This window comes from Roseinatronobacter monicus (assembly GCF_006716865.1).
GTDB classification, from domain to species: Bacteria; Pseudomonadota; Alphaproteobacteria; order Rhodobacterales; family Rhodobacteraceae; genus Roseinatronobacter; species Roseinatronobacter monicus.
This window is the reverse complement of record NZ_VFPT01000001.1, coordinates 544,185-567,829: the sequence shown is the minus strand read 5'-3', so window position 1 is coordinate 567,829 and position 23,645 is coordinate 544,185. Positions and strand designations below refer to the sequence as shown.

Genomic DNA, 23,645 nt, shown 5'->3' with positions numbered 1-23,645 from the left:
TCTAAAGCTCGGGCACCGCGAACGGGTCGGCTTGTAAGGTATCTCGTACCGCAAGCGGGGTTTCTTGCGCCTTTGCAAGGCTCCAGATGACCTGCGTCGTATAGCCTGTGGCCCGCAAGGACAACACGATCTGTTGGCTGGCGCGCGGTTTCAGGCGGCCTTTCTCCAGATACACCGAAGGCGCAAGCGTCAGGTGCAGCCCACCTGCACGAAATACCCAAATCTCGCCCGAACGCAGGGCCACGGAAACCGCAGTTCCATTCATATCCAACGAGGGTTCTGCCTCTGGGTGCAGGTGGAAGCGCAGCGCGAAGGGCACACCTGCCCCGCCTGTGCGGGCCATCACATCGTCAAAGCGCGACATCGCGCGCTTAGAGGTCGAAATCAGACTGTCCTCGCCGGTCAGCACCCGCCCATCGCTGGACAGGTCCAGATAGCGCAGATGTTCAAGCCCGTGACTGGACAGATAGCCGTCATGGCTCAGGCGCACGGTATAGGCGTGGGGCATATGCCGAAATTCGACCCCTACATGACGCGGCCCATCAGCAAGGTCCAGCCGCGCCTGATGCTGGCTGGCAAAGCGCGACGAGGAATACCCCTCGAACGCCAATGTCGAATGCGACGCGGTGGCGCGACTCGCGCGGTGCCATTCCGCACCGAACTTGTGCCCATCTCCGCAAGACACGATCAGCGGCCGCCGATTCGAGGTCAACTCGAACGCAAGCGTCGAGGCATGGGCGCGCATGGGGGCCGATTTCAGCGGGGGTGGGGCCGCATCAATAATCACAGTGCTGCGCCCTGCCATCAGCCGGGCATAGCCCATCGCCTTATCTGCGCGCGAGATGACATGGGCAGGGTTAATGCCATCATGCAGCGACAAGGCTGCGGCCAGCGCGCCCTCCTGACCCCGCCCGCCGCCGTGAAACCGCACAAGGCCGCCATCGGCATGGCGCAACAGGCGCAACGCCCCTGCCATGCGGTCCAGAAGCCCCACAAACTGCGCGCTGACAGGGCGGTCATGGTCCGTCATGGCCTGCGCGGCCCACACCAGCAGCTCAAAGACTTTCAGCAATTCCTCGGGGTTGCGGGTTGTGATCCCGCCATCATCGGCGATCTGCGTGCGCGCCGCCTTGACCACCGCGCCGCTTGCATATGCAACACGGTCCGACAACCCCTCCAGCGAGAGTGTCGTATACAGCAAACCAACCTGCGCCTCGATCCGTGGCAGGCCAGCCGCAGCACGGCTTGCGCGGCGTTCAAGATAGGCGGAATGCTGGGCAAGGGCGCGCAAAAACAGCGTTTGCCCCTTGGCATCCATGCCCTGCATCAGAAACACGGCATGGGCGATCCAGCGAATCACGCGCGCGCCCGCCAGTCCCGGCGCCCAACCGGGGCCAGCACCCTGCCCGAACCGCGCGATCCAGTCCTGCAAACCGGCCTGCGCAAGCGCGCGCGCATCGCGGTCGCCCACGGCTGCCAGATGGTCAAGCCAGCCAAACCCGTGCAGCGCATCGGTGGCAGCGGCGCTTTTGGCGCTGAACGGCACCCCACCAGAGGTTTCGATCAATTCCCCCGCAACAAGGAAATTTCCCGCCATCATCTGTTTTCCGCGCGCATAAAGGCCAACCATGCGTGGCTCGGGGTCAGACACCAGCGCCGACACCTGCACCCGCCGCAGCAACCAGCGCAGCAACAGGCGGTCAGTAAACCTGATCTGGTTTTTGCCGGTCGCGCTTGGGTCACTCACAATAGCCGCGCCTTCTTTGCTGATGGCTCTCAGGGCAAAATTTTCTGTGCAAATCTGCTTGTGGCTGTACAAAGATATGCCCAATCCGGCAAGCCTGACGCGCCGCATTTCGGCACAGCACCGCTGTTACTGCTTATGTTGCAACACTGCGATGAAGAAACCATCCAACCCGCCCAATTCCGGCCAGTAGTCGGGCCGCGTGCGCAAGCACCCATCCGGCAAGCGCCATTCTTCCGGCAGGCCCGGCAGATCAGGGGACACAACCTGTATGCTGTGGCGGGCAAGCGCGGCTGCGATCTGGTCAGACCCTTCGCTGGGCAAGAGCGAACAGGTGCAAAACACCACCCGCCCGCCAGGCCGCAACAGCCCTTGTGCCGGATCAAGCACCCGGTCCAGCAGGGCGGCCTGTAGCGCCCGCAATGCCTTCACATCCTCCTTGCTGCGGATCAGCGGCAATTCAGGGTGGCGGCGCAAGGTGCCTGTGGCCGAACAGGGCGCATCCAGCAAGATTGCATCAAACGGCGCTTCAGGCTGCCATTCCAGCGCGTCAGCGATAACCAGTTCCGCCTGAAGCTGCGTGCGCGTCAGGTTTTCGCGCAACCGCACCATACGCGCCGCCGAGATGTCCAGCGCCGTGACCTGTGCGCCCTGTGCTGCCAGTTGCATCGTCTTGCCACCCGGCGCCGCGCAGATGTCCAGCACGCGCAAGCCCGCCACATCGCCGATCAAGCGCGCAGGCAGGGCGGCAGCGGCGTCTTGCACCCACCATTGGCCCGAATCATAGCCCGGCAACGCCGAGATCTGGCCCGCATCGCGCAGGCGCAGGCTGCCCGTGGGCAAAACTTCGCCCTCCAGCCCCTCCGGGCGCGTGTCGCGCAGGGTCAGATCAAAAGCTGCGGGCACCAGATGGGCCGCCTCTATCGCGGCAGTCACCTTGGCCCCGTAAGCATTCTGCAACGCCCCGCGCAGCCAGTCCGGCAGGCGAGGTGCGGGCGCAGACGCCCAGTCCAACCCATCGCCCAACTGGCGCAGCACCGCATTGACCAGCCCGTCCAGCCTTGGCTGACCTGCGCGGCGGGTCAGGGCAACCGCATCATTGATCACCCCATGCGCGGGGGCGGCCATGACATGCATTTCCGTCAGGGCAAGGCGCAACACCCACATCACCGGCTCTGGCGGCGCTTTGCGCATGGCACGGCGCAAATGCGCGTCGGCCCGCCCCATCTGGCGAAAGGTTTCACTGGCAAGCCGTTGCGCACGGGCGCGCCCTTCAGGCGGCAAACCCGCGAAGCTGTCCGGTGCGCGCGCGATCACATCGCTCAGGCTGCGACGATCCTGCAAAACCGAGGATATCAGATCGAGTGCTGCCGCACGCGGCGCGAGAGAGGGGGCATCAGCCATGAGCAGGTTTCTTGTCCTTTGAGGCCCGCGCGGTATATCAGGGGGGACGCCTGTTGCAAGGAAAACACCCATGTCCGACGATACACCCACACCAAATGAGCCCACCCCCATACCAGAGGCAGAGCGCCGCGCCACCCTGCCCGCCGCCGCCCAACGCGCGCTGGCCGAAGCCGATGCCCGCCGCGATGCGACCCAAGCCGATCAGCGCCCACCAGAACTGGGCGGACGCAAAGGGCCGGAACCCGTGCGCTACGGCGACTGGGAGAAAAAGGGCATCGCAATCGATTTCTGACCAAGGCGGTTTGTAACCCTGCGGCGGATGGTGACGTATATTTCAGCATCAGCCGAAGGGAAAAGCCGATGCGTATGCTTGCCACCTGCGTCACTGCGATCTTGCTCAGCCTTGGGGCGGTCCATGCGGACCCGTCGCAATGGCGCGCGGAATGGCCCGATACTGATTTCACGCGCAGCACGGTCGATTTTGCCGAAATCATCTCGGGCGGACCGCCCAAGGATGGTATCCCCGCGATATGGAACCCCGCGCTGATCGCGGCGCAAAGCGAACAGCGGCTGGATGCGCGCGAACCCGTACTGACCTATGCCCCCGAACACGGCCCTGCGCGCGCCTATCCGATTCGCTATCTGATGTGGCATGAGATCGTGAATGACGTGGTGGACGGGCTGCCGATCGCGGTGACGTATTGCCCGCTATGCAATTCAGCGATGGTGTTTGATGCGCGCATTGATGGGCAGCGGCTCACTTTCGGCGTCTCGGGCAAGCTGCGCCATTCCGACATGATCATGTATGACCGCGAAACCAAAAGCTGGTGGCAACAAGCCGTGGGCAAAGGGGTTGTGGGCCAACATGCGGGCACGCAATTGATGCAATTGCCTGCCTGGATGGAAGATTGGGCCAGCTTTCTCACGGAGCATCCCGACGGGCTGGTGATGGACGAACCTGATTGGCGGCGTGCCTATGGGTCAAACCCCTATGTCAATTACGACACCTCAAGCAGACCCTTTCTGTATCAGGGCGAAGACCCGCCGCATGGAATAAACCCGCTGGAACGCGTGGTGCGTGTCGAGAACCGGGCATGGCCTTTCGCGCGGTTGCGCGAGAAAGGCGAAATCCGCGAAGCAGGTGTGATGCTGGACTGGCGCGCAGGTCAGGCCTCCGCGCTGGATGCGCGCGATATCGCCTCTGGGCGTGATGTCGGATCAGTTCGGGTCCGCGATGAACAGGGCCGCGATATTGCCCATGACGTGCCCTTCGCATTCGCCTTTCATGCCTTCTTTCCTGACGGGGTCTGGATGCTGGGCGACTGACATCTGATCCGAGGCACGACCTCACCGCAGCCAGCCCCCCGACCCTCGCTGTCCCCGTCAGTGACTGGTGGGGCACACTCCGTTGAACGCTGCCCCTCAACCTCATATTAAATGCCGATTGGGCCACATGCAGATGCGACATGCAGCAAACTATTCTCCCATCTACGAAGTCGAGCGGTGCCCTGCGGCATTTGCCATCAGGGCCAGACCTACGGGATACACCGCCCCGAACCTGCCGATTAACTGCTCACCGGGATCGCCATACCCTTTTCCCGCGCAAGAGTGCGCATACGCCCCTGAAGTTTTTCAAATGCGCGCACCTCAATCTGGCGAATACGTTCGCGGCTGACATCATAGCGCTGTGACAGGTCTTCCAGTGTCACAGGCTCTTCGCTCAACCGGCGTTGTGTCAGCACATCCCGCTCGCGCTCGTTCAGCACATCCATTGCATCCATCAGCAATTCCCGGCGCAATTCCAGCTCATCACGTTCGGCGTAATCATTGGCCTGATCCGCGCCCTCATCCTCCAGCCAGTCCTGCCAGCTTGACGCGCCTTCTTCGCTGCCGATGGTCGCGTTCAGCGACGAATCGCCCCCGGACAGGCGGCGATTCATGGCGATGACCTCATCCTCGGTCACATTGAGTTCACGCGCGATCTGGGCCACGTTTTCTGGGCGCAAATCGCCTTCTTCCAGCGCGCCGATCTTGGATTTCGCCTTGCGCAGGTTGAAAAAAAGCTTCTTCTGCGCGCTTGTCGTGCCCAGTTTGACCAGCGACCATGACCGCAGGACATATTCCTGAATAGACGCCCTGATCCACCACATCGCATAGGTCGCCAGACGAAAACCCTTGTCAGGGTCAAATCGTTTTACCGCCTGCATCAGCCCGACATTGGCCTCAGAAATCACCTCGGCCTGTGGCAGCCCATAGCCGCGATAGCCCATTGCAATTTTTGCCGCCAATCGCAGATGGCTGGTCACCAGCTTATGCGCCGCCTCTGTGTCCTGATGATCAACCCAACGCTTGGCCAGCATAAATTCTTCTTCCGGTTGCAACATCGGAAAACGGCGTATTTCCTGCATATAGCGGTTCAGGCCCTGTTCCGGGCTTGGGGCGGGTAAATTGGTATAACTGCTCATCTTACCATCCTTGGAACGCGTGTTTGCCAGAACCGAATACGGCACCTCAGCACCGTATCATACCCGGATAACACGCAAAAGTTTACATGTAGTATACGCATGGCACGGGCTTTCCGACGCAACGCTCACTGCGTTGTGTTCGGGCGTGACATGCGCAAGACCTCCAACAAACCCTCCATATCGGGCGGCAAGGGGGCAGAGAAATCAAGCATTTCGCCTGACACAGGGTGCGCAAACCCCAATGTCGCGGCATGCAGCGCTTGCCGCGCAAACCCAGCGCAAGCCGCCACCCCGTCCACGCCCAGCGCGCGCTCGGACAGCTTGCGCCGCCCCCCATAGACCGGATCGCCCACCAACCCATGGCCCGCATGCGCCAGATGCACACGGATCTGATGCGTGCGCCCTGTCTCCAGCCAGCATTCCAGCAAGGCGAGTGCCGGCGGGGTGCCGAAACTTTCCAGCCTGCGCGCACGGGTGATCGCATGGCGGCCATTCGCCCAGACAACCGCCTGCTTCTGGCGGTCGGTCTTGCTGCGGGCCAACTGGCTGGTCACTTTCAAAATATTGCCTGTCTCGAAACTCACCCCGCGCATGCCGCGCAGGCGCGGGTCCCCGGCATCCGGCACGCCATGCACCAGCGCCAGATAGCGCCGCATGACCGTGTGGCGCTCGAATTGTGCCGCCAGCCCCTGATGGGCGCGGTCGGATTTCGCCACCACCAGCAGGCCCGACGTCTCTTTGTCAATCCGGTGGACAATTCCGGGCCGCTTCTCGCCACCGATCCCCGACAGGCTGTCGCCACAATGATGCAGCAAGGCGTTGACCAGCGTGTAGTCCGGGCTGCCGGGGGCAGGATGCACCACCATGCCCGCAGGCTTGTTCAGCACGATCAGCTCCTCATCTTCCCAGATGATATCCAGTGCAATCTCCTGCGCGCGCGTCTCCACCTCCGCAGGCTGGCGCATGCGCAGAGTCAACACATCGCCATCCGACACTTTCAGGCGCACATTGTCCAAAACTTCGCCTTCGCGCGACACGGCCCCGTCCTCGATCAGTTTTACCACGCGAGAGCGCGACAGGCCGTGCCCCTCTGGCACATCGCGCGCCAAGGCTTTATCAAGCCGTGCAGGGGGCTGTGGCCCGATCCTGACCTTTATCTCTGTGAAAGGCTCTTCAGCCATGGACCTGCCCCCTGATATGCCCCCGCCCCCGGACCAGCCCCCGCCCGATGTGCGGCTTATAAAATGGCTGGTTCTGGTGCTGACAAGCGTAATGATCCTCGGCGTCATAGTCATCATCGGGCTGCTTGTCACCCGCCTTGGTATGGCACCTGCCCCGTTGGCGCTGCCAGACAGCATCAGCTTGCCCGCAGACAGCACCGCGCAGGCCATCACGCTTGCGCCGGACTGGGTGCTTGTGCTGACACAGCAAAACGAGGTTCTTCTGTTCGACCGCGCCACAGGCGCGTTGCGCCATCAGATTGCACTGCCCGAAGATTAACACCGATCCTTGATCATTTTCTTGCCAAAAATACTCAAATCCCGTGCGCGATGACATGCGCAACAGATGATTGCCAGCCCTGCGCTGCCAAGCTACCCTTTCCCCACCACCATAAGGGAGAGACCAGCATGCGCCGCACCATCACCCAGACCATCGGAGACGCCAAGGTCAGCATCATCACCGACGGGGCCGTCACCTTCACCCCTGATCTGTTTCCGGGCACAGCACCCGAGACGATCACAGACCTGCTCACCCAGGCCGGTGCCGCAGAGATTGAGACGAATTTCAACGCGGTGCTCATTCGTCATTCCGGCCGCGTCATTCTGGCCGATGCGGGGCCGCGCGATCTGTTCGGACCAAGCTGCGGCTTTCTGTCCGAGGGGCTGACGGAACTGGGCGTTGCCCCCGATCAGGTGGATACACTGGTCGCAACCCATCTGCACCCCGACCATGTCGCAGGCATGATCACCCCGGAAGGGGACGCAGTCTTTGCCAACGCAACCCTGTTCGTGACGGATGCAGACCGCGCCTTCTGGTCAGAGGATACCAATTTCCAAGGCGCGCTGTCCGGGGTTGCAGACTGGGCAAAGCTGGCGCAATCCGTACTTGCCGCCTATGGCGACAGGCTGCAAACCCTGTCCGAGGGGAAAGAGGCAGCACCGGGCTTGTGGGGCATGGGCTTGCCGGGGCACACACCGGGCCATTTCGGCTGGCGGCTGGACAGTGGCGGGCAGAGCCTTGTGCATGTGGGCGATATTGTTCATGCGCCCGCCTTGCAGGTGCCAAACCCCGATATCGGGATCAATTTTGACATCGACATGGATCAGGCGCGCGAGACGCGCAAACGGCTGCTTGACCAACTGGCCAGTGAGGGGGCGCTGTTTACGGGTGGGCATTTCCTGCACCCCGCCTTCAACAAGGTCACGCGTGCGGCGACAGGCTATAGTCTGGAACCGGGCCGCATTTAGCGCCGCTGGGTGCAAGCCCCGTCGCGCCCTCCCAAAACGCAGACCTTGCGTCGGCTTTGGGGGCGTGTGCGGATCAAGTCCCGCAATAGGTGACGATTGACGGGGCATCTTGCGGGGCGGGTTGGGCGAATGCCTCCATGCCTGCGACCGGGTGGTAAGGGTTCTGAACACGCTCCAGCAGGGCATGGAACGGGTCCATATCGCCGTGATCGCTGGCGGCTTGCAGCGCCGCTTCGACCAGATGATTGCGCGGTATATACAGCGGATTGCGGGCCTCAAGCATGCGCGCCGCCCCCTGTGGGTCACTGAATGCCGCGCGGTAGCGCGCAAGCCAACTTTCCAGTCCCGAAGCGGACTTGAACAGCGCGGCCACGGGGGCGGGATCGCCCCGCAAGGCCTCTGGCAAGGCACGGAAGAACAGCGTGAAATCAACCTCCTGCCCCTGCCACAAAGCATGCATATCGTCGATGAGGGCCGCATCTGCCGTGTCCAGACCCAGCTTATGGGCAAAGACATTCAGCCAATCCTGACGATAGGCGGCCTCTGTCGCCTCGATCACTTTGCTTGCGCGGGCAATGGCGCGGTCTTCTTGCGTGTCGATCAGCGGCAACAAGGCCTCGGCCAGACGCGCCAAATTCCACGCCATGATTGCGGGCTGATTGCTGTAAGCATAGCGCCCCATCTGATCAATCGAGCTGAACACACTGGCCGGATCATAGCTGTCCATGAAGGCGCAAGGGCCGTAATCAATGGTTTCGCCCGAAATCGTCGAATTGTCCGTGTTCATCACACCGTGGATGAAGCCAAGCCCCATCCATTGGGCAACAAGCTTCGCCTGACGCTGGCCCACACGTTCCAGAAAGCGCAGCGCAGCATCCTCGGCGCCCGTCAGGTCAGGGTCATGGCGCGCGATAGCATATTCCAGCAACAGCTTCAGCTTTTCGCTTTCGCCGCGAGCGGCAAAAAACTGGAATGTGCCCACCCGCAAATGGCTGGAAGCCACACGCGCCAGCACCGCGCCCGGCTCCAGCCCGAACTGGCGCAGAACGCGGTCGCCTGTGGTGCAGGCCGCAAGCGCGCGCGTTGTCGGTACGCCCAAGGCGGCCATTGCTTCAGACACCAGATATTCGCGCAACACAGGCCCCAGCACGGCGCGCCCATCACCGCCACGGGCAAAGGGCGTGCGGCCAGACCCTTTCAGCTGAATATCCCAACGTGCACCTTTCGGGTCGATCACCTCGCCCAGCAAGATTGCGCGCCCGTCCCCGAGCTGCGCAGAAAACCCACCAAACTGATGCCCGGCATAGGCTTGTGCAATAGGGCGCGCAGTGTCGGGCAAGGCGTGCCCTGACAGCATGCCCACGCCTTCGGCCCCGCGCAAAGCGGCCGTATCAAGCCCAAGCGACTGCGCCAGCGGTTCGTTCAACACCAAAAGCTGCGGGTCGGGCCATTCCTGTCCCTGCCAAGGCACATATAGTCCCGTCAATTCCTGCGCATAGCTGTTGTCAAAGCGGATCGAGAAAGCCATCGCGCACTCCGGTTGTCAACTGCGCTTCATTGATACCACGAATCGTGTTCGTGACCAGCCTAGCCATCAACCTGATCCAACAGATCGCCATAGCCTTCTGCTTCCATCTCGTCTTTCGGGATGAAACGCAGCGCAGCAGAATTGATACAATAGCGCAAACCGCCACGGTCGGCGGGGCCGTCGGGAAAGACATGGCCCAGATGGCTGTCCCCATGGGCTGAGCGCACTTCGATACGGGCCATGCCAAGACTGTCATCACGCAACTCGACGACATGTTTGCTTAGAATGGGCTTGGTAAAGCTAGGCCAGCCGCACCCGGATTCGTATTTGTCGGATGACGCAAAAAGCGGCTCGCCCGAGACGATATCGACGTAAATGCCTGCCCGCTTGTTGCTGTTATATTCCCCTGACCAAGGCCGCTCGGTCCCGTTTTCTTGCGTGACATAATGCTGCTCCGGGGTCAGCGATTCGATGATTTCAGGGCGGCGTTCGTAACGCGACATGGTGGCCTCTTGGTCTGGTTTCTATGTTGTGATGTAGCCATCGCCGCGATGAAGACAACCCCGGCGGCTTCGCTCTGGATTTCCGTGCAAGGCTGGTGCATAAGGACGCAAATTCGCCGCGCCCTGAACCGAAGAGGTGGCCCATGAAATTCCTGCTGCGTATGCTGACATGGTGGAACTTCTCCACGCTGAACACAGCGTTCTTTACATGGCGTCACGGCAATAAAGTGGGCGAGGATGCGCAAGGCAACATCTTCTACCGCTCCGCCGATGACAAAAAGCGCTGGGTCATCTTCAACGGCGAATCCGAGGCCAGCCGCGTTTCACCTGATTGGCACGGATGGCTGCACCACACATGGGACGAGCCGCCGACCAAACGTCCGCTGACGCATAAGGACTGGGAAAAGAAACATCAGGAAAACCTGACAGGCACCCCGCTGGCCTATGCGCCAGAAGGGTCTATTCGGCGCGCGTCACCGGCCCCGCGCAAGGATTACGAGGCGTGGACACCAGAATGAATATGGGTCAGGCCATCGGACTGCTGATGCGCTTGTTGCGCATGGTACAGCGCAGACAACGCCGCAATCGGCGCAGATAGACATGCGGTTTCTTATTCTCTCCATATGCGCCTGTTTTGGCCTGGCGACGACCGGCCTCGCACAGGAAATAGAGCCGCCGACACCGTCGGAGCGCATTTCTGCCGCTGGCGGGGCGCTGTTGCGCGGGCTGGACAGGGTCGCGGGAACCAGCACGGATATCACGCTTGAAGTGGGCGACAGCGCGCAGATCGGGCATCTGGTCGTCATGCTGGAAGAATGCCGCTATCCGGTCGAAAACCCGGCAGGCGAAGCCTATGCGTGGATTGATGTGTTCGACAGCCGCGCCGATGAAATGGTTTTCTCAGGCTGGATGATTGCCTCCAGCCCGGCGCTGAGCGCGCTGGATCACGCGCGCTACGATGTCTGGGTCATAAACTGCATCACATCATAGGCGCTGGGCAGGGGCGCGCGGTCGAACGCGGCATCTGCTTGCAAGGCATGCGCCAGCCGTGCGCGATACGCGACGCGCGAAATCTCGACCCCGCCCAGACTGGCCAGATGCTCTGTAGGATATTGCGTGTCGAACAGCGTATAGCCACAGTTGCGCAAATGCGTGACCAGATAGGCCAGCGCGACTTTTGACGCATCGCGGCGGCGCGAGAACATGCTTTCCCCACAAAACGCCCCGCCAAGGCCCAGCCCGTAGACGCCGCCAACCAGCTCCTCCCCCTCCCAGACCTCGATTGAATGGGCATGGCCCTGACGGTGCAGAATCGTGAACAACCGCGCAATCTCGGAATTGATCCATGTCGATTCGCGCTCGGCACAGCCCGTCAGCACCGCTTCAAACGCCTGATCCAGACTAAGCCTGAATGGTTCGGCGCGAATCCGGCGGCGCAGACTGCGCGACATGCGAAATCCGTCCAGCGGCAACACCCCGCGCGCGACCGGATCAAACCAGTGCAGGCGCGGGTCATCACGGCTTTCGGCCATGGGGAACACGCCCATCCGATAGGCTTGCAACAATGTCTCGGGGGTCAATTCCAGCCGCATCACGCCCAAGCCTCAGAATTCGGCGGCGCAAGCCTCGCGGGCCATGTGATCCAACACCGCATTGACGAAATTGGTTTCGCGGCCTTCGGGGGAGAAAGCTCTGGCAATATCGACAAATTGCGAAATGACCACACGCGCCGGGGTTTGCGCACTTAGCATCTCGGCACCCGCTGCGCGAAACAGCGCCCGCAAGGTGGGGTCGATCCGGCTGATCGGCCATTTCGCCACCAGCGCGCGGTCCGTCATCTGATCAATCGCGGCCTGCCGGTCCACGGCCAGTTCGATCAGGCGGCGGAAATGGTTCACATCCGCCTCGGCCCATGTCTCGGTTTCCGTCTCGGCCCCGATACGGTGCGCTTCAAACTGGCGGGTGATTTCGCCAATCGGCACATCCGAGGCTTCCATCTGGAACAGCGCCTGCACGGCATAGAAGCGCGCGGCCCCTTTGCGCGCACGGCGTTCTTCCTGCGTGGGTCGGCGTTTCGGGGGGGTATCGCTCATGCAACCGGTCCCTTGTTCTGACCTGCAATCTGAATTTCTTCGCGCTCTGGCAAGAACCCGACCGAACGGCGCGCGCCGCCCCAGTGACGTCCAAGCGCGATCAGATGCAAGGCCGCCGCTGCGGCCCCGCCGCCCTTGTTCTGGCCCGAAACCTCGGCGCGGGCTTCGGCCTGTGCGCGATTCTCGACGGTCAGAATACCATTGCCGATGCACGCACCCTGCAACCCCAGAAGCGCAATCGCGCGCGAGCTGTCATTGCAGACCGTGTCATAATGCGTCGTCTCGCCCCGGATCACACAACCAAGGGCCACAAAACCGTCGAAATTCGACATGCGATGTGCCTGCCCAATGGCTGTGGGCACTTCCAGCGCGCCGGGAACCTCAATCACCTCATGGGTGCCGCCGACCTTTTCAATCTCGGCGCAAGCCCCTGCGACCAGTTGATCCGCGATATCCTTGTAATAGGGGGCGACCACGATCAGCAGTTTTGGGGCCTTGTCAAATTCAGGCAATGGCAGGGTGTAATGTGTTTCATGTCCGGCCATGTCAGGCGCCTTTCGCGGGTGGAATTTTGCGGGTGCCGACAATGGACAACCCGTAGCCATCCAGCCCCACCACTTTGGGCGTGGCGGAATTGGTCAGCAGAATCAGATCATGCAGCCCCAGCGAGGACAATATCTGCGCGCCCAGCCCGTATTGGCGCAGCACTTGCGGTGTGCCGCCCTCGGCGGGGGTCATTTTCATCTCTGTGTCACGCAGCAGCACCACGACCCCGCGCCCCTCAGCGCCGATCAGGCGCATCGCATCGCTGAATTCATTGGCACGCGCGCCCCCATCCGTGCCAACCATGTCCAGCAGCGGATCAAAGGCATGCATACGCACCAGCACAGGATCAGGCGTGGTGATATCGCCTTTGATCAGGGCAACATGCTCGGCCCCTTGAGTGGTGTCGGAATAGACCCGCATCATCCACTCGCCGCCAAAGGCAGAGGTGATCTGCTGCTCGCTCATCACGCGCACAAGGTTGTCATGACGACGCCGATACGCGATCAAGTCCGAGATTGTGCCGATCTTCAGCCCGTGTTTTTGCGCGAATGCCACCAGATCGGGCAGCCGCGCCATTGATCCGTCTTCCTTCATGATCTCGCAGATCACGCCCGAAGGGTTCAGCCCCGCAAGCCGCGAGATATCCACCGCCGCTTCGGTGTGGCCCGCACGCACCAGCACGCCGCCATCACGGGCGCGCAATGGAAACACATGACCGGGTGTTGCGATATCGGCCGCGTCCTTGCCTGCATCAATCGCCACGGCCACTGTGCGGGCACGGTCATGGGCGGAAATGCCCGTAGACACCCCTTCGCGCGCTTCAATCGACACTGTGAACGCGGTTTCATGGCGCGACGAATTGCTGGACGCCATCAGGGGCAGGCCCAGTTCGTCGATACGCTCGCCCGGCAGGGTCAGACAGATCAGCCCCTTGCCATGAGTCGCCATGAAGTTGATCGCCTCTGGCGTCGCCATCTGCGCAGGAATGACAAGATCCCCCTCATTCTCACGATCTTCATGATCCACAAGAATGAAGATCCGGCCATTGCGGGCCTCTTCAACGATCTCCTCGGTCGAGGAGATGGCATCTTTCCAGCTTTGCTCGACATCACCGGGTTGTTCGTAACTCATCGCGGACTGATCCTTTGCTCTGGAATTGGCAGATAGCCCAAAGGGCGCGGCGGGAAAAGGGGGCAAACAGGCACATCACCTGTGTACCGCACGCTCACTTAGTCTGGAATTGAGGGAAATCCGGCAAATTCTGGCAAATCTGTCCCTGCCAGAGGTGCCACATCATGAAATCCGTTCGCCAGCTTGCCACCGAGATTGTCGCCCGCGAAGGCGGCTTCGTCAATGATCCTGATGATCCCGGCGGGGCCACGAATTTCGGTGTGACGATCCATACCCTGCGCCGCCTGCGCCCCGGACAGCACGTCACCATTCAGGATGTGCGCGCCCTGACGCGCGAGGATGCCGTTGAAATCTATATCGAGCATTACTTCAACCGCCCCCGCATCGCCGAGTTGCCCGAACCGCTTTGGCCCACGATCTTCGATATGTATGTCAATGCAGGGGCCAATGCCGTGCGCATCTTGCAGCGGTTGTTCAACCAAATGGGGCTGCAAGTGGCCGTTGATGGTGTGATCGGCCCGCAGACCATCGCGGCGGCGCACCGCGCTTATGACATGGCCCCTGCGCATTTGGTGGATGCCTATGGCATTGCACGGCGCGACCACTACTACAGCATCGCAGACCGCCGTCCGGCCAGCCGCAAATTCGCGCGCAGACGTGATGGCGGCAAGGGCGGCTGGATTACCCGCGCCGAGGAATTCATCAGCGCACGCTTTCACCTGACCGACGGTCAGCACCGCGACCGCACACGGGGCTGGGCATGATCCGGTCGGTGTTCGGCTGGATCTTTGGCGGCGCGCGAGAGGCGCGTGCGCTGGGGCAGACTGTCACCTCAGTGGCAGAGGTGTTTCGCCCCAATGCCACCCGCGCGCTGGAACTGGGCCATGACGCCTATAAGGCCGCGCATGCCAGCCACACCGCAGAATTTCAATATGCGCGCGGCGGCTGGTTTGATTCGGCGGTCAACGGCCTGAACCGTTTGCCCCGCCCGCTTTTGGCATTGGGCACGCTGGGGTTGTTCGTCTACGCGATGGCCGACCCGGACGGATTTGCCATCCGTATGCTCGCCCTGAGCAATGTGCCCGAACCGCTCTGGTGGCTGCTGGGCGCTGTCGTGGCGTTCTATTTTGGCGCAAGAGAGGCGCATCACCTGCGTGTCAAGAAAGTGCCCGCACCCCCGCTGGCAAATAAGCCTGAGAGGCCAGAGCCGCTGCAAGATGCAGGTTCAAACCCCGCTTTGGCCGAATGGAGCAGCGCGAAAGGCTAAGCACGCAAGCTGCGGGTCAAGACCCTTGGCGCAAGAAGTCCTCTTCTTCGCCCGTGACATCTATGCCCAGCGCTTCCAGCCCGCTTTCAAGGTTTTCCGCCAGATGCGGCATTCCAAGCAAGTAATCTGCGGTCGGGGTCGTCGCCTCTGTGATGGCAGTTGCGACGGCTTCGTTGTATTCCTCCGCCTCGAACGCCCCGCGCCCGACCCATGCAACCGCTGTCAGGCTGGCCTGCTCATCGTCATTCAAACCGCTGATAAAGGCATGCGCTTCTCGGTCGCCCACGGTTCCTTCGCGGGCAAGGTAGATGATATGTACGATTTTGCGCGGGCTAATGGCGAGCATGAGAACCTCCTGTATCGCGGCCCCAAGTGTCGCTGAAACAGCATTGCGTTGCAAGGTTAGATCGTGACCGCTTATTTGCCCGCGAACACGCGGTAATACAGCCAGTCTGGCAAAAAATTCGCACCCCTGAACAAAAGCGAGAACAGGCGCGGAAAGGCACGCTGAAACTTGAGCGAGCGCATAAGCTGCATCATCTCTTCCGCAGCCTGATCCGGCTCCATCAGAAACGGCATTGTGAACTCATTTTTATCGGTCAGTCTTGTTCGGATGAAACCGGGATTGGCCAGTTGCACGTCAACACCAGAGCCGCGCAGATCGGCATGCATCGATTCGGCCAGATGCATCAGCCCGGCCTTGCTGGAACTGTAGCCGATGGACCCCGGCAAACCCCGATAGCCAGAAAGCGAGCCGGTGATGACGATATGACCGGCCCCGCGCGCGACCATCCCCGGCACCACTTGCCCCAACACGCGCGCGGCGCCGGTCAGGTTGACGTCAAACATCGCCTCGGTCTGCTCTGGTTGCCATTCTGTCGCGGGAAAAGGCCAATAAGCCCCCGCAAGATAGATCATCCCGTCAACAGCGCCCGCCTCTTGCGCCGCGCGAACAACCGAATCGCGGTCTGACACGTCACATGTCACGATCCGCGCTTGCCCCGGCAAACTGTCTGCCAGCGCTTTCAGGCTGTCTTCGCTGCGCGCACTCAGCACAAGCGTGCACCCTGCCTTGGACAGCTTTTGCGCCAAGGCGCGGCCCAGCCCCTCGGACGCGCCGACAAGCCAATAAGTTTTTCCTGACAGCTTTCTCATGCATCCACCCTGCGCAATGTTGCCACCAGTTCGGCCACCTTGATACCAAACTTGCGAAACTGGCTGCGGTTCACGATGGTCTTGTCATCGACCAGATACATCCAGTCCGTGACCTGCAACGTGTGCCCGCCCGCACTTTCAGGCAGACGGATCGTGTAGTTCAGATGCAAAGCGCCCCCCGTCTGCTGACCCCAGCCCGCGCCGACCAGATCATCCGCCTCGGCGGTGATGCGCCCGTCATTGCCCAGCGTCAGCCGCCATTCGCGGTCTTGCTTGGTGCCGCTGTCATAGGTGAAATGCTCGGCCAACACACCACGATTGCCGTCCCAGCGCCCGTCCATATCGGCGGTAAAGCGCGAGGTGACACGCCCCATAGGCCCATAAATCACGCCCTCGCACCGGATCGGACCAGACAAGTGATGACGGATATCCACAGGCGGTTCCAGCTTGGCATAATCCGCAGATTTTTGCGCACGAAACCCCAGCAGCCGCTGCGCCAGCGCCACAAGCACCACCATCAGCACGCAACCGGCTAGAAAAGTCAAAAATGTGCTCATGGTCAGCTCTCTTTCAAAGGGGTAAGCGCCAGAAGCGCGATGGCCGCCACCTTCAACACCGAAGGCAGGGCCGCATATAGCAAAACGAGGGTTGTCAGCGCGGCGGGGGTGTTGTTGGCCCCGGCCTCGAATCCTGCAACCTGCAAGGCTGGAAAGACCATCAGTGCGGCCAGCGCCAGTGTGGCCTTGGTCACAAAAGCCCACAGGCCAAAGCCCTTGGCCGCTTCGGGCGACAATTCGGCCATACGGCGCGAGAAGATCGCGGGCAAAAGGGTCAGGTCAGCCCCGATGCCCGCGCCCGAAATCACGCAGATCACCGCGAACAGCGCCAGATCGCCGGGGCCAAGCGTGGTGACGAAGGCAAAACTCAGCGCCGCCAGCCCCATTCCTGAGAGAAGCGCTGTCTTGGCCCCCGTCCGGCGCGCCAGCCGCGCCCAAAGCGGCGCAGATGCCGCCGCGGACAGAAACAGCAGGATCAACAACACCCCTTCCATGCCTTCGGCTTGCAACACACTTTCGGCATAAAACAGAAACAACGTTGAGGTGATGGCCACAGGCGTTGCATTGACCAGCGCGATAATCAGCAGCCGCCGCGCTGTCGGGTCGGCGAACACATCGCGCAACGACAAGCCGACATCGCCAATCTGCGCCGCCCGCGCGCGGGGCCATTCGGCGCGCATGGCCATAATTGCCAGCACGGTGATAACCACAAAGCCAAGGGCAAACCCCATAAAGGGCGCGGGCAGGACTGCGGCCAGCGCCACAGGTGCCGCCGCCGCCAGACATACGCCCAGCAAAGCACCGGTTTCGCGCCAGCCCGCCAGATAGACGTGCCCACCCTGCCCCAATGCCTCGCCACGCGCGGCACCTGTGGCGTAGAAGCAGATTGTCAGGAAGGAATAGCATGAAAACAGCAGCGTCAACGCAATAGCAAACCACGCAAGCGGCGCGAACAGGGGCGGAATGGCAAACAGCATCAGCATGGCCGCCGCCATGATGCTGGCCGTCAGCGCCACTGCCAGCCCGCGCATGTGACTGATGCGTGCCGCCAGCCAGCCCAGTGCCGGATCTTGCACAAAATCCAAGCCACGCAACACGAACAAAACCGTGCCCAATGCCGCAAGCGACACCGCATACTCATCGACGTAAAAATAAGGGGCGTGAATATAGATGGGCAATCCGGCCATCGCCAGCAACCCGCCGAACAGCGAATAGCCCCAAAGTTGGGGGCGCGCCGGTATGGCGACGGCCTCGGTCATTGGCTGATCTCTTGGGTGGGTGGCTTTGGCCGCGCGGTGAATTTCGCGCCCAGCCACCACAATTTGAACGCCTGCCAATGGATCAGTGCCAGCACCCGCCGCGATCCCATGCGCCGCACCATCGCGCCCAGTATGGTGCGATTGCGCAATGGGTGGCGCGTGCCGGTCAGCGTGGCCACCAGCCCGGAACCCGGCGCTTCATGGTCTTGCCGGTAGCCGATGCGGATCGAAAGCTTGTCAGCGCCAATATCGAAATTGAACGCATAGGCCCCCTCGACCGGCTGGAAGGGCGAGACGTAGAATATCTTTTGCGCCGCAAGCGTATCGCTGCCCTCAATAACCGAGCGGTCAGGCTTGACACACAGATAGGAATGCCGGTCGCCATAGGTGTTGTTAACCTCGGCAATGACCGCGCGCAGGCCGCCTTGGGCATCGTGGCACAGCCAGAAACTGACCGGATTGAACAAATGCCCCAGCACGCGCGGTTGCGTCAGTAATAATACCGGCCCGTTGGTGATGTCGGTCAGGTGATGGGCGCTTAACACGTCGCGCACCCAAGCCGCCCCGTGCCCCTGCCCCGGCGCGCCACCATGATCGCGGTCACTCAGGCTGGCGATGTTGCGCCCGTTGCGCGACAGCAGGCGCGGCAGGCGCAACTCCGCTTCGGCATCGAACAACACATAATCCACCCCATAGGTGAAGCGGTTGGCAATGGGACCACGCCGACCGTGAAAGGTCTGGCCTGCGATATGTTCGATATCTTTCATGCGACGGCCAGTTTGGCGCTGCGTTCTTCCATCGCACGCGCGACATCGACCGCGCTGGCAAAACCGTCCTCATGAAAGCCATTGCGCATCCACGCGCCGCAAAACCATGTGCGGTTGGTGCCGTTGAAATCTCGGATCGTGTTTTGGGCCTGCAACGCAGCACTGTCATAAACCGGATGCGAGAATGTGTAAGTGTCATAAATACACTCTTCGCGCACCGGATGATTGGCATTCAGCGTGATGAACATAGGGTCATCCTGCGGGATGGGTTGCAGCGAATTCATCCAGTAACTCAGCGAGATGCGGTCGCGGTCTTGTGGTCCGCGTTCCGTATAGACCCAGCTTGACCAGCATTTGCGCCGCTTTGGCATGAAATCCGTGTCGCAATGCAGGATCGCATCATTGGGCTGATAGGTCACAGCGCCCAAAGCCTGTGCCTCGGCCCCGGTCGGGTCTGCCAGCAGGCGCAGTGTGACATCGGAATGGGTGGCGAAGATGACCTCGTCAAATTGTTCTTCCTCGCTGCCATGCGCCTTGACCCAGACACCCATAGGCCCGCGCCGCACGGATTGCACCGGTGTGGCTGTGCGCAGGCTGACGCCCGCGCGGTCAAGATAGGCTTGCAACCTGCGCACATATTCCACCGATCCGCCCTGCACCGTGTACCATTGATGCTGCCCTTCATACCCAAGCAGGGCGTGATTGCGGAAGAAATCCATCATCGCATGGGCGGGGAAATCGAGGATCTTCTGTGTGGGCGTTGACCAGATCGCGCCAGAGAAGGGCAAAAGATACCGGTCGCGGAACCAGTCGCCTGTGCCGAGCTTGTGCAACAGCCCGCCGATGCTCAGGCTTGGGTCCGCGGCACTGGCTGCAAGGCCGTTCTTGTTGAAATGGACAATATCGCGGATCATGCGCCAGTAGCGCGGGTTTGCAAGGTTCTTGCGCGTGGCGAACAACTCGTCCAACCCCGACAGCGAATACTCGAATGCGCCATCATCGAAGGACGCGCCGAAAGACATGTTCGACTTCGCCACCGGAACATTCAGCTTCTCGAAAAGCGCGGTCAGATACGGGTAATTGGTATAATTAAAAACGATAAAGCCGGTATCGACAGGCTGGGTGCCATTTTTGCCCGCCAGAATTGTGCGTGCATGCCCGCCCAAGCGCGGCTCGCCCTCGAATACTGTGACACGGTGTCGCTGCGACATGAGCCACGCGCTCGCCATTCCAGAGATACCCCCACCGATGACAGCAATTCTTTTGGCGGGGGTATCAATAAGTTCAAATGGCATGCAGCCACTCCTTGTTGGTCTTGAGATATTGAGGTTACGCGCTGAATGAGGTGGCGGATCATTTCGTAAAAGCTATCATTCAAATGCCGATTTTTTCCTGCGCAGGAAGTGATCTGCTTGCGCATATGTGACGTAAACACAGCATGTTTGATTTTGCACACCCCTCGCACACTGCTCGACAAGCCGGTTTGGCTGTGGATATGCTGTTGTCAGAGCGCGAGGGAACTCGCCGCGGGAAAAGGCAGTCGGCAGTGAACGCACAGAACGGAGCGAAATGGGTTGTCCTTCTCGAAAAGGTCGCGGCCGAGCAAAGCACAGACGCTTTTACTGAGTTGTTTGAGCATTTTGCGCCGAGGGTCAAAGGATTTTTGATGAAGTCCGGCGCAGATCATGCGCTGGCTGAGGAATGCGCGCAGGATGTCATGGTAACTGTGTGGAAAAAAGCCGCGCAGTTCGATCCGGCCCGCGCGAGTGTGGCAACCTGGATATTCACCATAGCACGCAACAGGCGCATCGACATGATGCGCAAGGATCGCAGGCCAGAGCCTGAAGAATTAACCTGGGGACCGGAAGCAGAGCCAGACCAACTGGACGTGATGACATTACAGCAGGAAAGCGAATTGCTAATCTCAGCCATCGCAAACCTGCCAGAGAAACAACGCGTGATGATCGAGCGCGCGTATTTTGGGGATCTGACCCATAGTGAAATCGCAGATGAAACCGGGTTGCCGCTGGGCACCATCAAATCCCGAATAAGACTGGCGCTGGAGCGTTTGCGCCATTCCTTGAGCTGAGAAAGACGACCATCATGATTAACCACCACTTGAGCGACAAGTTATTGATGGCCTATTCGGCAGGCACCCTGCCCGAGGCATTCAATCTGGCTGTCGCAACCCACATTGCCATGTGTGACGAGTGCCGCGCGCGGCTGGCCAGCTTCGACGCTGTCGGCGGGGCTGTGCTGGAACAGGTTGCACAAGACAGCGCCGCCATGGACGACACGGCATTGTCTGCGACGCTGTCGCGCATCAAAGCGAAATCGCCCAGCGAGAGGCCCAGCGCCAAGCCCAAGGGCGCTGGAATTCTGCCAGAACCGCTATGCAGCTATGTCGGCGGCGATGTCGATGCTGTGAAATGGCGCAGCGTTGGCGGCGGGGTGCGGCAAGCCGTGATACCCACCTCTGACAGGGCCACGGCACGGCTGTTATACATTCCGGCCGGGGTTGCGGTTCCCGATCATGGCCATAATGGCATGGAGCTGACACTGGTGCTGCAAGGTGCTTTTGCAGACGAGGCGGATTGTTTTCGGCGCGGCGATATCGAGATTGCCGATGAGGGAACCGAGCACCAGCCCATCGCGCAAGCGGGGCTGGATTGTATCTGCCTTGCTGTGACAGATGCACCGTTGAAATTCCGTGGCTTTCTGCCCCGGCTGGCCCAACCCTTTCTGGGGATTTGACGCAGATCAAGGCAACCACAGACAAGCCATGCAACCTCGCATTCATATAAATAAATGTGAGGACGCAACATGGACTACCCTGCCTTCATCGCCGAAACACGCAACCAAAGCCGCACTCTGGCGAAAGCCCTGCCCGACACGATGAAAGGCTTTGGCACGCTCTCACGCGCTGTGAAGGAGGGCGGGGTTCTGGGCGTGAAGGAAAAGGAGTTCGTGGCACTTGGCATTGCCATTGCAGTGCGCTGCGAGCCCTGCATCGCGTTTCACGTCGAGGCACTGCTCAAGGCTGGTGCGGCGCGCGAAGAACTGGGCGATGTATTGGCGATGGCCATTCAGATGGGCGGCGGGCCTGCGGTGATGTATGCGGGCAAGGCCCTTGCGTGCTGGGACCAGTTGCAAACGGCTTGACCTGATTGTGCGGCTGCGCCGCAAGTCTATAAGACGCCCCCTGCCCGTTCCGGGCCGGGGGCGCCGGTTTTTTGAGTATTTTCAGCAAGAAAATGTCGCAGTGCAGGTGCTGACATTGAGATGAAAAAAACCCCGCCATGAAGCTAGGCGATTCACACATTTCTGAGTTTCCATCCGTGTGAGACGGATTTGAAGTATTGTAGGCCATGTCGGAATGTAATTGGACCTGGCGGTTTGGATTTTGGGTAGCCGTCCCATCCGCCGAGCTTGGCGATGATCCACGCGGCCCAGGCAAGTGTTTCCGGCGGGTGAGGGTTTTTCTGGAGCGCGGTCTTGCCTTCGAGTTCGGGCAGGAGAGCATGAAGGGTCTGGATTTCGGAGGATGAGAAGGCGATTTTGGCGTCTTGCCCGGACTTGCCATCGCGCGCCTGAACGAGTTGCATGATGGTGCAGGCCGCGCGGGCGGCAATCGCGGTCAGCTTGATCAACCGCTCGGCATTTTCCAGTTGGCTGTCCTCCAGTTGCAACCCCTGTTGCTTCAGGGTGCGGAAGAATTGTTCGATATGCCAGCGTTGCCGGTACCAGCTTACCGCGCGCCAGGCCATGTCCGCATCCTCGACCTTGTGAGTGGTCAAAAGCCGCCATGAGATGGGCTCGGCGCCCGGTGGCGCATTCACCTCGCTGACTTCGATCAGGCTGACCTCCACCGTCTCGGCCAGCCCCGGCTGTCTGGCCAGATTGGCAGGACGCTTGATCGTAACGGGGCCAAATCGGGCCTCAAGTCTGGCGGTGCGCGCCGGGCGCCCTGGGCGTGCGCGCATCGCCACTTGTGCCGTACCTGCCAATTTCAGCGGGGCAGAGGACAGCTTGCCGCCACCTTCCAGGATTGAGCGATCCGTCATGGCACGGGTCAGGATGTGAAAGCCCGGCTCCGGCAATCGTGCCCATTTCTCATAGATATCGCTCTCGCGATCGCCGATTTCAGTCACCATATGCGCCTGGGCCAGAACTGTCTTGGCAGCCTCTGCCGTGCTCAGCCACCGATGCGATTCCTTCTCGGACAGGGGGCGGGCCCGGTGGGGAGCACTTACGCGGCCATCGCGTGTCCATATCCGGCCCGCGGCCAAACCCAGAATGCCACCCGTCTCGGCATCCACACCCAGCATCGCGTGGAGCAAAACACCGCGCCCAGACCCCTTGCCGATTGCACCCAGTCCGCGACTGCGCTCTTTGGTTGTCGAGAAATTGAAGTCGCTGCTGTCCTGAATCGCAAGAATATGCCGCCCCGCGCAGGCTTGCGAAAGCTCCGCTCCCCAGCCTTCAATCACCGCCTCAGCCGTCACGCGCGGATTGGCCAGAAAGCGCGAAAATCCGACAATCCCACTGCGGCGGCCACCCGCCAGACGCCGAAGACAGGTGCTCGTGCGCGCCACCATTGCTGCGAGCAGCAGACCCCCCTTTTTGCCAGGCGTTCGTCTCCGAAATCACCCAGCCTCCAGCCTTCCGAAGTCACCACAGACGCCCTCCCACTTTAGGTAGAGCGATCGAATCATGCGCAACAAAAACGGTCAAGTGCCGAAAACCGGAGCGCACAGC

Annotated in this window: 28 protein-coding genes; 11 read left to right on the top strand and 17 right to left on the bottom strand. The window is 61.0% G+C overall.

Going from position 1 to position 23,645, the window contains the following annotated elements:
* Position 1 precedes the first annotated feature (1 nt).
* On the bottom strand, positions 2-1,747 hold the full coding sequence (locus BD293_RS02465; protein ID WP_246086188.1) for a heparinase II/III family protein: 1,746 nt from the start codon (positions 1,745-1,747) through the stop codon (positions 2-4).
* Between the two features lie 126 nt (positions 1,748-1,873).
* The gene (locus BD293_RS02460) at positions 1,874-3,148 is read right to left on the bottom strand and encodes an RsmB/NOP family class I SAM-dependent RNA methyltransferase (RefSeq protein ID WP_142079713.1); all 1,275 of its coding nucleotides are present in this window, start codon (positions 3,146-3,148) and stop codon (positions 1,874-1,876) included.
* Positions 3,149-3,218: 70 nt separating this feature from the next.
* On the opposite strand from BD293_RS02460, the gene BD293_RS02455 reads away from it, so the two are divergent.
* Complete coding sequence (locus BD293_RS02455; RefSeq protein ID WP_142079712.1) at positions 3,219-3,440, top strand: DUF1674 domain-containing protein; 222 nt, start codon at positions 3,219-3,221, stop codon at positions 3,438-3,440.
* A 68-nt stretch (positions 3,441-3,508) separates the two neighbouring features.
* The gene (locus BD293_RS02450; RefSeq protein ID WP_142079711.1) at positions 3,509-4,474 is read left to right on the top strand and encodes a DUF3179 domain-containing protein; all 966 of its coding nucleotides are present in this window, start codon (positions 3,509-3,511) and stop codon (positions 4,472-4,474) included.
* A 239-nt stretch (positions 4,475-4,713) separates the two neighbouring features.
* Here the strand turns inward: BD293_RS02450 and rpoH are convergent, their stop codons facing one another.
* Together rpoH and BD293_RS02440 are read right to left on the bottom strand one after the other, a co-directional pair.
* Positions 4,714-5,613, bottom strand: a complete 900-nt coding sequence (gene rpoH, locus BD293_RS02445; RefSeq protein WP_142079710.1) for an RNA polymerase sigma factor RpoH — start codon at positions 5,611-5,613, stop codon at positions 4,714-4,716.
* 125 nt (positions 5,614-5,738) lie between these two features.
* The gene (locus BD293_RS02440; RefSeq protein WP_142079709.1) at positions 5,739-6,794 is read right to left on the bottom strand and encodes an RluA family pseudouridine synthase; all 1,056 of its coding nucleotides are present in this window, start codon (positions 6,792-6,794) and stop codon (positions 5,739-5,741) included.
* Between BD293_RS02440 and BD293_RS02435 the strand changes: the two genes are divergently transcribed.
* Positions 6,793-7,113, top strand: a complete 321-nt coding sequence (locus BD293_RS02435) for a DUF6476 family protein (RefSeq protein WP_142079708.1) — start codon at positions 6,793-6,795, stop codon at positions 7,111-7,113. The two genes, BD293_RS02440 and BD293_RS02435, sit on opposite strands and share 2 nt — an antisense overlap.
* 128 nt (positions 7,114-7,241) lie before the next feature.
* Positions 7,242-8,081, top strand: a complete 840-nt coding sequence (locus BD293_RS02430; RefSeq protein WP_170207035.1) for an MBL fold metallo-hydrolase — start codon at positions 7,242-7,244, stop codon at positions 8,079-8,081.
* A 73-nt stretch (positions 8,082-8,154) separates the two neighbouring features.
* On the opposite strand, the gene BD293_RS02425 is transcribed toward BD293_RS02430, so the two are convergent.
* Together BD293_RS02425 and msrB are read right to left on the bottom strand one after the other, a co-directional pair.
* On the bottom strand, positions 8,155-9,609 hold the full coding sequence (locus BD293_RS02425; RefSeq protein WP_142079706.1) for a protein adenylyltransferase SelO: 1,455 nt from the start codon (positions 9,607-9,609) through the stop codon (positions 8,155-8,157).
* Positions 9,610-9,668: 59 nt separating this feature from the next.
* Positions 9,669-10,112 carry a peptide-methionine (R)-S-oxide reductase MsrB gene (msrB, locus tag BD293_RS02420; RefSeq protein WP_142079705.1) on the bottom strand — a complete coding sequence of 148 codons (444 nt, stop codon included), beginning with the start codon at positions 10,110-10,112 and terminating at the stop codon, positions 9,669-9,671.
* Between the two features lie 143 nt (positions 10,113-10,255).
* Here msrB and BD293_RS02415 point away from each other — a divergent pair, with 143 nt between their 5' ends.
* Both BD293_RS02415 and BD293_RS02410 read left to right on the top strand, forming a co-directional pair.
* Positions 10,256-10,630 (top strand): NADH:ubiquinone oxidoreductase subunit NDUFA12, encoded by a 375-nt coding sequence (locus tag BD293_RS02415; RefSeq protein WP_142079704.1) that lies wholly within the window; start codon positions 10,256-10,258, stop codon positions 10,628-10,630.
* Between the two features lie 82 nt (positions 10,631-10,712).
* A complete protein-coding gene (locus tag BD293_RS02410; protein WP_142079703.1) occupies positions 10,713-11,102 on the top strand; it encodes a DUF2155 domain-containing protein in 390 nt (129 codons plus the stop codon).
* On the opposite strand, the gene aat is transcribed toward BD293_RS02410, so the two are convergent.
* From aat to ribB, 4 genes are read right to left on the bottom strand one after another with little or no spacing between them, the layout of a single operon-like run.
* Entirely contained in the window at positions 11,066-11,698 is a 633-nt protein-coding gene (aat, locus tag BD293_RS02405) for a leucyl/phenylalanyl-tRNA--protein transferase (RefSeq protein WP_142084241.1), read from the bottom strand. The two genes, BD293_RS02410 and aat, sit on opposite strands and share 37 nt — an antisense overlap.
* 18 nt (positions 11,699-11,716) lie before the next feature.
* Complete coding sequence (gene nusB, locus BD293_RS02400; RefSeq protein WP_142079702.1) at positions 11,717-12,205, bottom strand: transcription antitermination factor NusB; 489 nt, start codon at positions 12,203-12,205, stop codon at positions 11,717-11,719.
* Complete coding sequence (locus BD293_RS02395; protein ID WP_142079701.1) at positions 12,202-12,750, bottom strand: 6,7-dimethyl-8-ribityllumazine synthase; 549 nt, start codon at positions 12,748-12,750, stop codon at positions 12,202-12,204. Before BD293_RS02395 ends, nusB begins: the two co-directional genes overlap by 4 nt.
* A 1-nt stretch (position 12,751) precedes the next feature.
* Positions 12,752-13,882 (bottom strand): 3,4-dihydroxy-2-butanone-4-phosphate synthase, encoded by a 1,131-nt coding sequence (gene ribB, locus BD293_RS02390; protein ID WP_142079700.1) that lies wholly within the window; start codon positions 13,880-13,882, stop codon positions 12,752-12,754.
* A gap of 164 nt (positions 13,883-14,046) precedes the next feature.
* On the opposite strand from ribB, the gene BD293_RS02385 reads away from it, so the two are divergent.
* On the top strand, positions 14,047-14,646 hold the full coding sequence (locus BD293_RS02385) for a holin-associated N-acetylmuramidase (RefSeq protein ID WP_142079699.1): 600 nt from the start codon (positions 14,047-14,049) through the stop codon (positions 14,644-14,646).
* Positions 14,643-15,149 (top strand): holin family protein, encoded by a 507-nt coding sequence (locus BD293_RS02380; RefSeq protein ID WP_142079698.1) that lies wholly within the window; start codon positions 14,643-14,645, stop codon positions 15,147-15,149. The genes BD293_RS02385 and BD293_RS02380 overlap by 4 nt, the downstream gene beginning before the upstream one ends.
* Before the next feature lie 16 nt (positions 15,150-15,165).
* Here BD293_RS02380 and BD293_RS02375 read toward each other — a convergent pair whose 3' ends face one another.
* The 6 genes from BD293_RS02375 to BD293_RS02350 all read right to left on the bottom strand — a co-directional run bounded on the left by BD293_RS02375 (position 15,166) and on the right by BD293_RS02350 (position 20,182).
* Positions 15,166-15,495 carry a DUF3775 domain-containing protein gene (locus BD293_RS02375; RefSeq protein WP_142079697.1) on the bottom strand — a complete coding sequence of 110 codons (330 nt, stop codon included), beginning with the start codon at positions 15,493-15,495 and terminating at the stop codon, positions 15,166-15,168.
* 71 nt (positions 15,496-15,566) lie between these two features.
* On the bottom strand, positions 15,567-16,304 hold the full coding sequence (locus tag BD293_RS02370) for an SDR family NAD(P)-dependent oxidoreductase (protein WP_142079696.1): 738 nt from the start codon (positions 16,302-16,304) through the stop codon (positions 15,567-15,569).
* Entirely contained in the window at positions 16,301-16,861 is a 561-nt protein-coding gene (locus BD293_RS02365) for a DUF3833 domain-containing protein (protein ID WP_142079695.1), read from the bottom strand. Before BD293_RS02365 ends, BD293_RS02370 begins: the two co-directional genes overlap by 4 nt.
* A 2-nt stretch (positions 16,862-16,863) precedes the next feature.
* Positions 16,864-18,120, bottom strand: coding sequence for an MFS transporter (locus tag BD293_RS02360; protein WP_142079694.1), 1,257 nt, complete (start codon positions 18,118-18,120; stop codon positions 16,864-16,866).
* Positions 18,117-18,887 carry a DUF1365 domain-containing protein gene (locus BD293_RS02355; protein ID WP_142079693.1) on the bottom strand — a complete coding sequence of 257 codons (771 nt, stop codon included), beginning with the start codon at positions 18,885-18,887 and terminating at the stop codon, positions 18,117-18,119. The genes BD293_RS02360 and BD293_RS02355 overlap by 4 nt, the downstream gene beginning before the upstream one ends.
* Positions 18,884-20,182 (bottom strand): NAD(P)/FAD-dependent oxidoreductase, encoded by a 1,299-nt coding sequence (locus tag BD293_RS02350; protein WP_142079692.1) that lies wholly within the window; start codon positions 20,180-20,182, stop codon positions 18,884-18,886. The genes BD293_RS02355 and BD293_RS02350 overlap by 4 nt, the downstream gene beginning before the upstream one ends.
* A 143-nt stretch (positions 20,183-20,325) precedes the next feature.
* Between BD293_RS02350 and BD293_RS02345 the strand changes: the two genes are divergently transcribed.
* From BD293_RS02345 to BD293_RS02335, 3 genes are all read left to right on the top strand, one after another.
* The gene (locus tag BD293_RS02345) at positions 20,326-20,976 is read left to right on the top strand and encodes a sigma-70 family RNA polymerase sigma factor (RefSeq protein WP_142079691.1); all 651 of its coding nucleotides are present in this window, start codon (positions 20,326-20,328) and stop codon (positions 20,974-20,976) included.
* Positions 20,977-20,990: 14 nt separating this feature from the next.
* Positions 20,991-21,641: a ChrR family anti-sigma-E factor gene (locus tag BD293_RS02340; RefSeq protein ID WP_142079690.1), complete on the top strand. Its 651-nt coding sequence runs from the start codon at positions 20,991-20,993 to the stop codon at positions 21,639-21,641.
* 69 nt (positions 21,642-21,710) lie between these two features.
* Positions 21,711-22,049, top strand: coding sequence for a carboxymuconolactone decarboxylase family protein (locus BD293_RS02335; RefSeq protein WP_142079689.1), 339 nt, complete (start codon positions 21,711-21,713; stop codon positions 22,047-22,049).
* Positions 22,050-22,201: 152 nt separating this feature from the next.
* Here BD293_RS02335 and BD293_RS02330 read toward each other — a convergent pair whose 3' ends face one another.
* On the bottom strand, positions 22,202-23,485 hold the full coding sequence (locus tag BD293_RS02330; RefSeq protein ID WP_142079688.1) for an IS4 family transposase: 1,284 nt from the start codon (positions 23,483-23,485) through the stop codon (positions 22,202-22,204).
* Between the last annotated feature and the right edge of the window lie 160 nt (positions 23,486-23,645).

What these genes read in the sequence shown, in the direction of transcription:
- BD293_RS02410 (WP_142079703.1), top strand. Translation starts at nt 10,713, where the DNA reads ATGCGGTTTCTTATTCTCTCCATATGCGCCTGTTTTGGCCTGGCGACG.
- msrB (WP_142079705.1), bottom strand. Translation starts at nt 10,112, where the DNA reads ATGTCGCGTTACGAACGCCGCCCTGAAATCATCGAATCGCTGACCCCG.
- BD293_RS02430 (WP_170207035.1), top strand. Translation starts at nt 7,242, where the DNA reads ATGCGCCGCACCATCACCCAGACCATCGGAGACGCCAAGGTCAGCATC.
- ribB (WP_142079700.1), bottom strand. Translation starts at nt 13,882, where the DNA reads ATGAGTTACGAACAACCCGGTGATGTCGAGCAAAGCTGGAAAGATGCC.
- BD293_RS02355 (WP_142079693.1), bottom strand. Translation starts at nt 18,887, where the DNA reads ATGAAAGATATCGAACATATCGCAGGCCAGACCTTTCACGGTCGGCGT.
- BD293_RS02440 (WP_142079709.1), bottom strand. Translation starts at nt 6,794, where the DNA reads ATGGCTGAAGAGCCTTTCACAGAGATAAAGGTCAGGATCGGGCCACAG.
- BD293_RS02385 (WP_142079699.1), top strand. Translation starts at nt 14,047, where the DNA reads ATGAAATCCGTTCGCCAGCTTGCCACCGAGATTGTCGCCCGCGAAGGC.
- BD293_RS02450 (WP_142079711.1), top strand. Translation starts at nt 3,509, where the DNA reads ATGCGTATGCTTGCCACCTGCGTCACTGCGATCTTGCTCAGCCTTGGG.
- BD293_RS02415 (WP_142079704.1), top strand. Translation starts at nt 10,256, where the DNA reads ATGAAATTCCTGCTGCGTATGCTGACATGGTGGAACTTCTCCACGCTG.
- rpoH (WP_142079710.1), bottom strand. Translation starts at nt 5,613, where the DNA reads ATGAGCAGTTATACCAATTTACCCGCCCCAAGCCCGGAACAGGGCCTG.
- BD293_RS02370 (WP_142079696.1), bottom strand. Translation starts at nt 16,304, where the DNA reads ATGAGAAAGCTGTCAGGAAAAACTTATTGGCTTGTCGGCGCGTCCGAG.
- BD293_RS02335 (WP_142079689.1), top strand. Translation starts at nt 21,711, where the DNA reads ATGGACTACCCTGCCTTCATCGCCGAAACACGCAACCAAAGCCGCACT.
- BD293_RS02395 (WP_142079701.1), bottom strand. Translation starts at nt 12,750, where the DNA reads ATGGCCGGACATGAAACACATTACACCCTGCCATTGCCTGAATTTGAC.
- BD293_RS02455 (WP_142079712.1), top strand. Translation starts at nt 3,219, where the DNA reads ATGTCCGACGATACACCCACACCAAATGAGCCCACCCCCATACCAGAG.
- BD293_RS02345 (WP_142079691.1), top strand. Translation starts at nt 20,326, where the DNA reads ATGTTTGATTTTGCACACCCCTCGCACACTGCTCGACAAGCCGGTTTG.
- BD293_RS02435 (WP_142079708.1), top strand. Translation starts at nt 6,793, where the DNA reads ATGGACCTGCCCCCTGATATGCCCCCGCCCCCGGACCAGCCCCCGCCC.
- BD293_RS02460 (WP_142079713.1), bottom strand. Translation starts at nt 3,148, where the DNA reads ATGGCTGATGCCCCCTCTCTCGCGCCGCGTGCGGCAGCACTCGATCTG.
- BD293_RS02360 (WP_142079694.1), bottom strand. Translation starts at nt 18,120, where the DNA reads ATGACCGAGGCCGTCGCCATACCGGCGCGCCCCCAACTTTGGGGCTAT.
- nusB (WP_142079702.1), bottom strand. Translation starts at nt 12,205, where the DNA reads ATGAGCGATACCCCCCCGAAACGCCGACCCACGCAGGAAGAACGCCGT.
- BD293_RS02340 (WP_142079690.1), top strand. Translation starts at nt 20,991, where the DNA reads ATGATTAACCACCACTTGAGCGACAAGTTATTGATGGCCTATTCGGCA.
- BD293_RS02330 (WP_142079688.1), bottom strand. Translation starts at nt 23,485, where the DNA reads ATGGTGGCGCGCACGAGCACCTGTCTTCGGCGTCTGGCGGGTGGCCGC.
- BD293_RS02380 (WP_142079698.1), top strand. Translation starts at nt 14,643, where the DNA reads ATGATCCGGTCGGTGTTCGGCTGGATCTTTGGCGGCGCGCGAGAGGCG.
- BD293_RS02365 (WP_142079695.1), bottom strand. Translation starts at nt 16,861, where the DNA reads ATGAGCACATTTTTGACTTTTCTAGCCGGTTGCGTGCTGATGGTGGTG.
- BD293_RS02350 (WP_142079692.1), bottom strand. Translation starts at nt 20,182, where the DNA reads ATGCCATTTGAACTTATTGATACCCCCGCCAAAAGAATTGCTGTCATC.
- BD293_RS02425 (WP_142079706.1), bottom strand. Translation starts at nt 9,609, where the DNA reads ATGGCTTTCTCGATCCGCTTTGACAACAGCTATGCGCAGGAATTGACG.
- BD293_RS02375 (WP_142079697.1), bottom strand. Translation starts at nt 15,495, where the DNA reads ATGCTCGCCATTAGCCCGCGCAAAATCGTACATATCATCTACCTTGCC.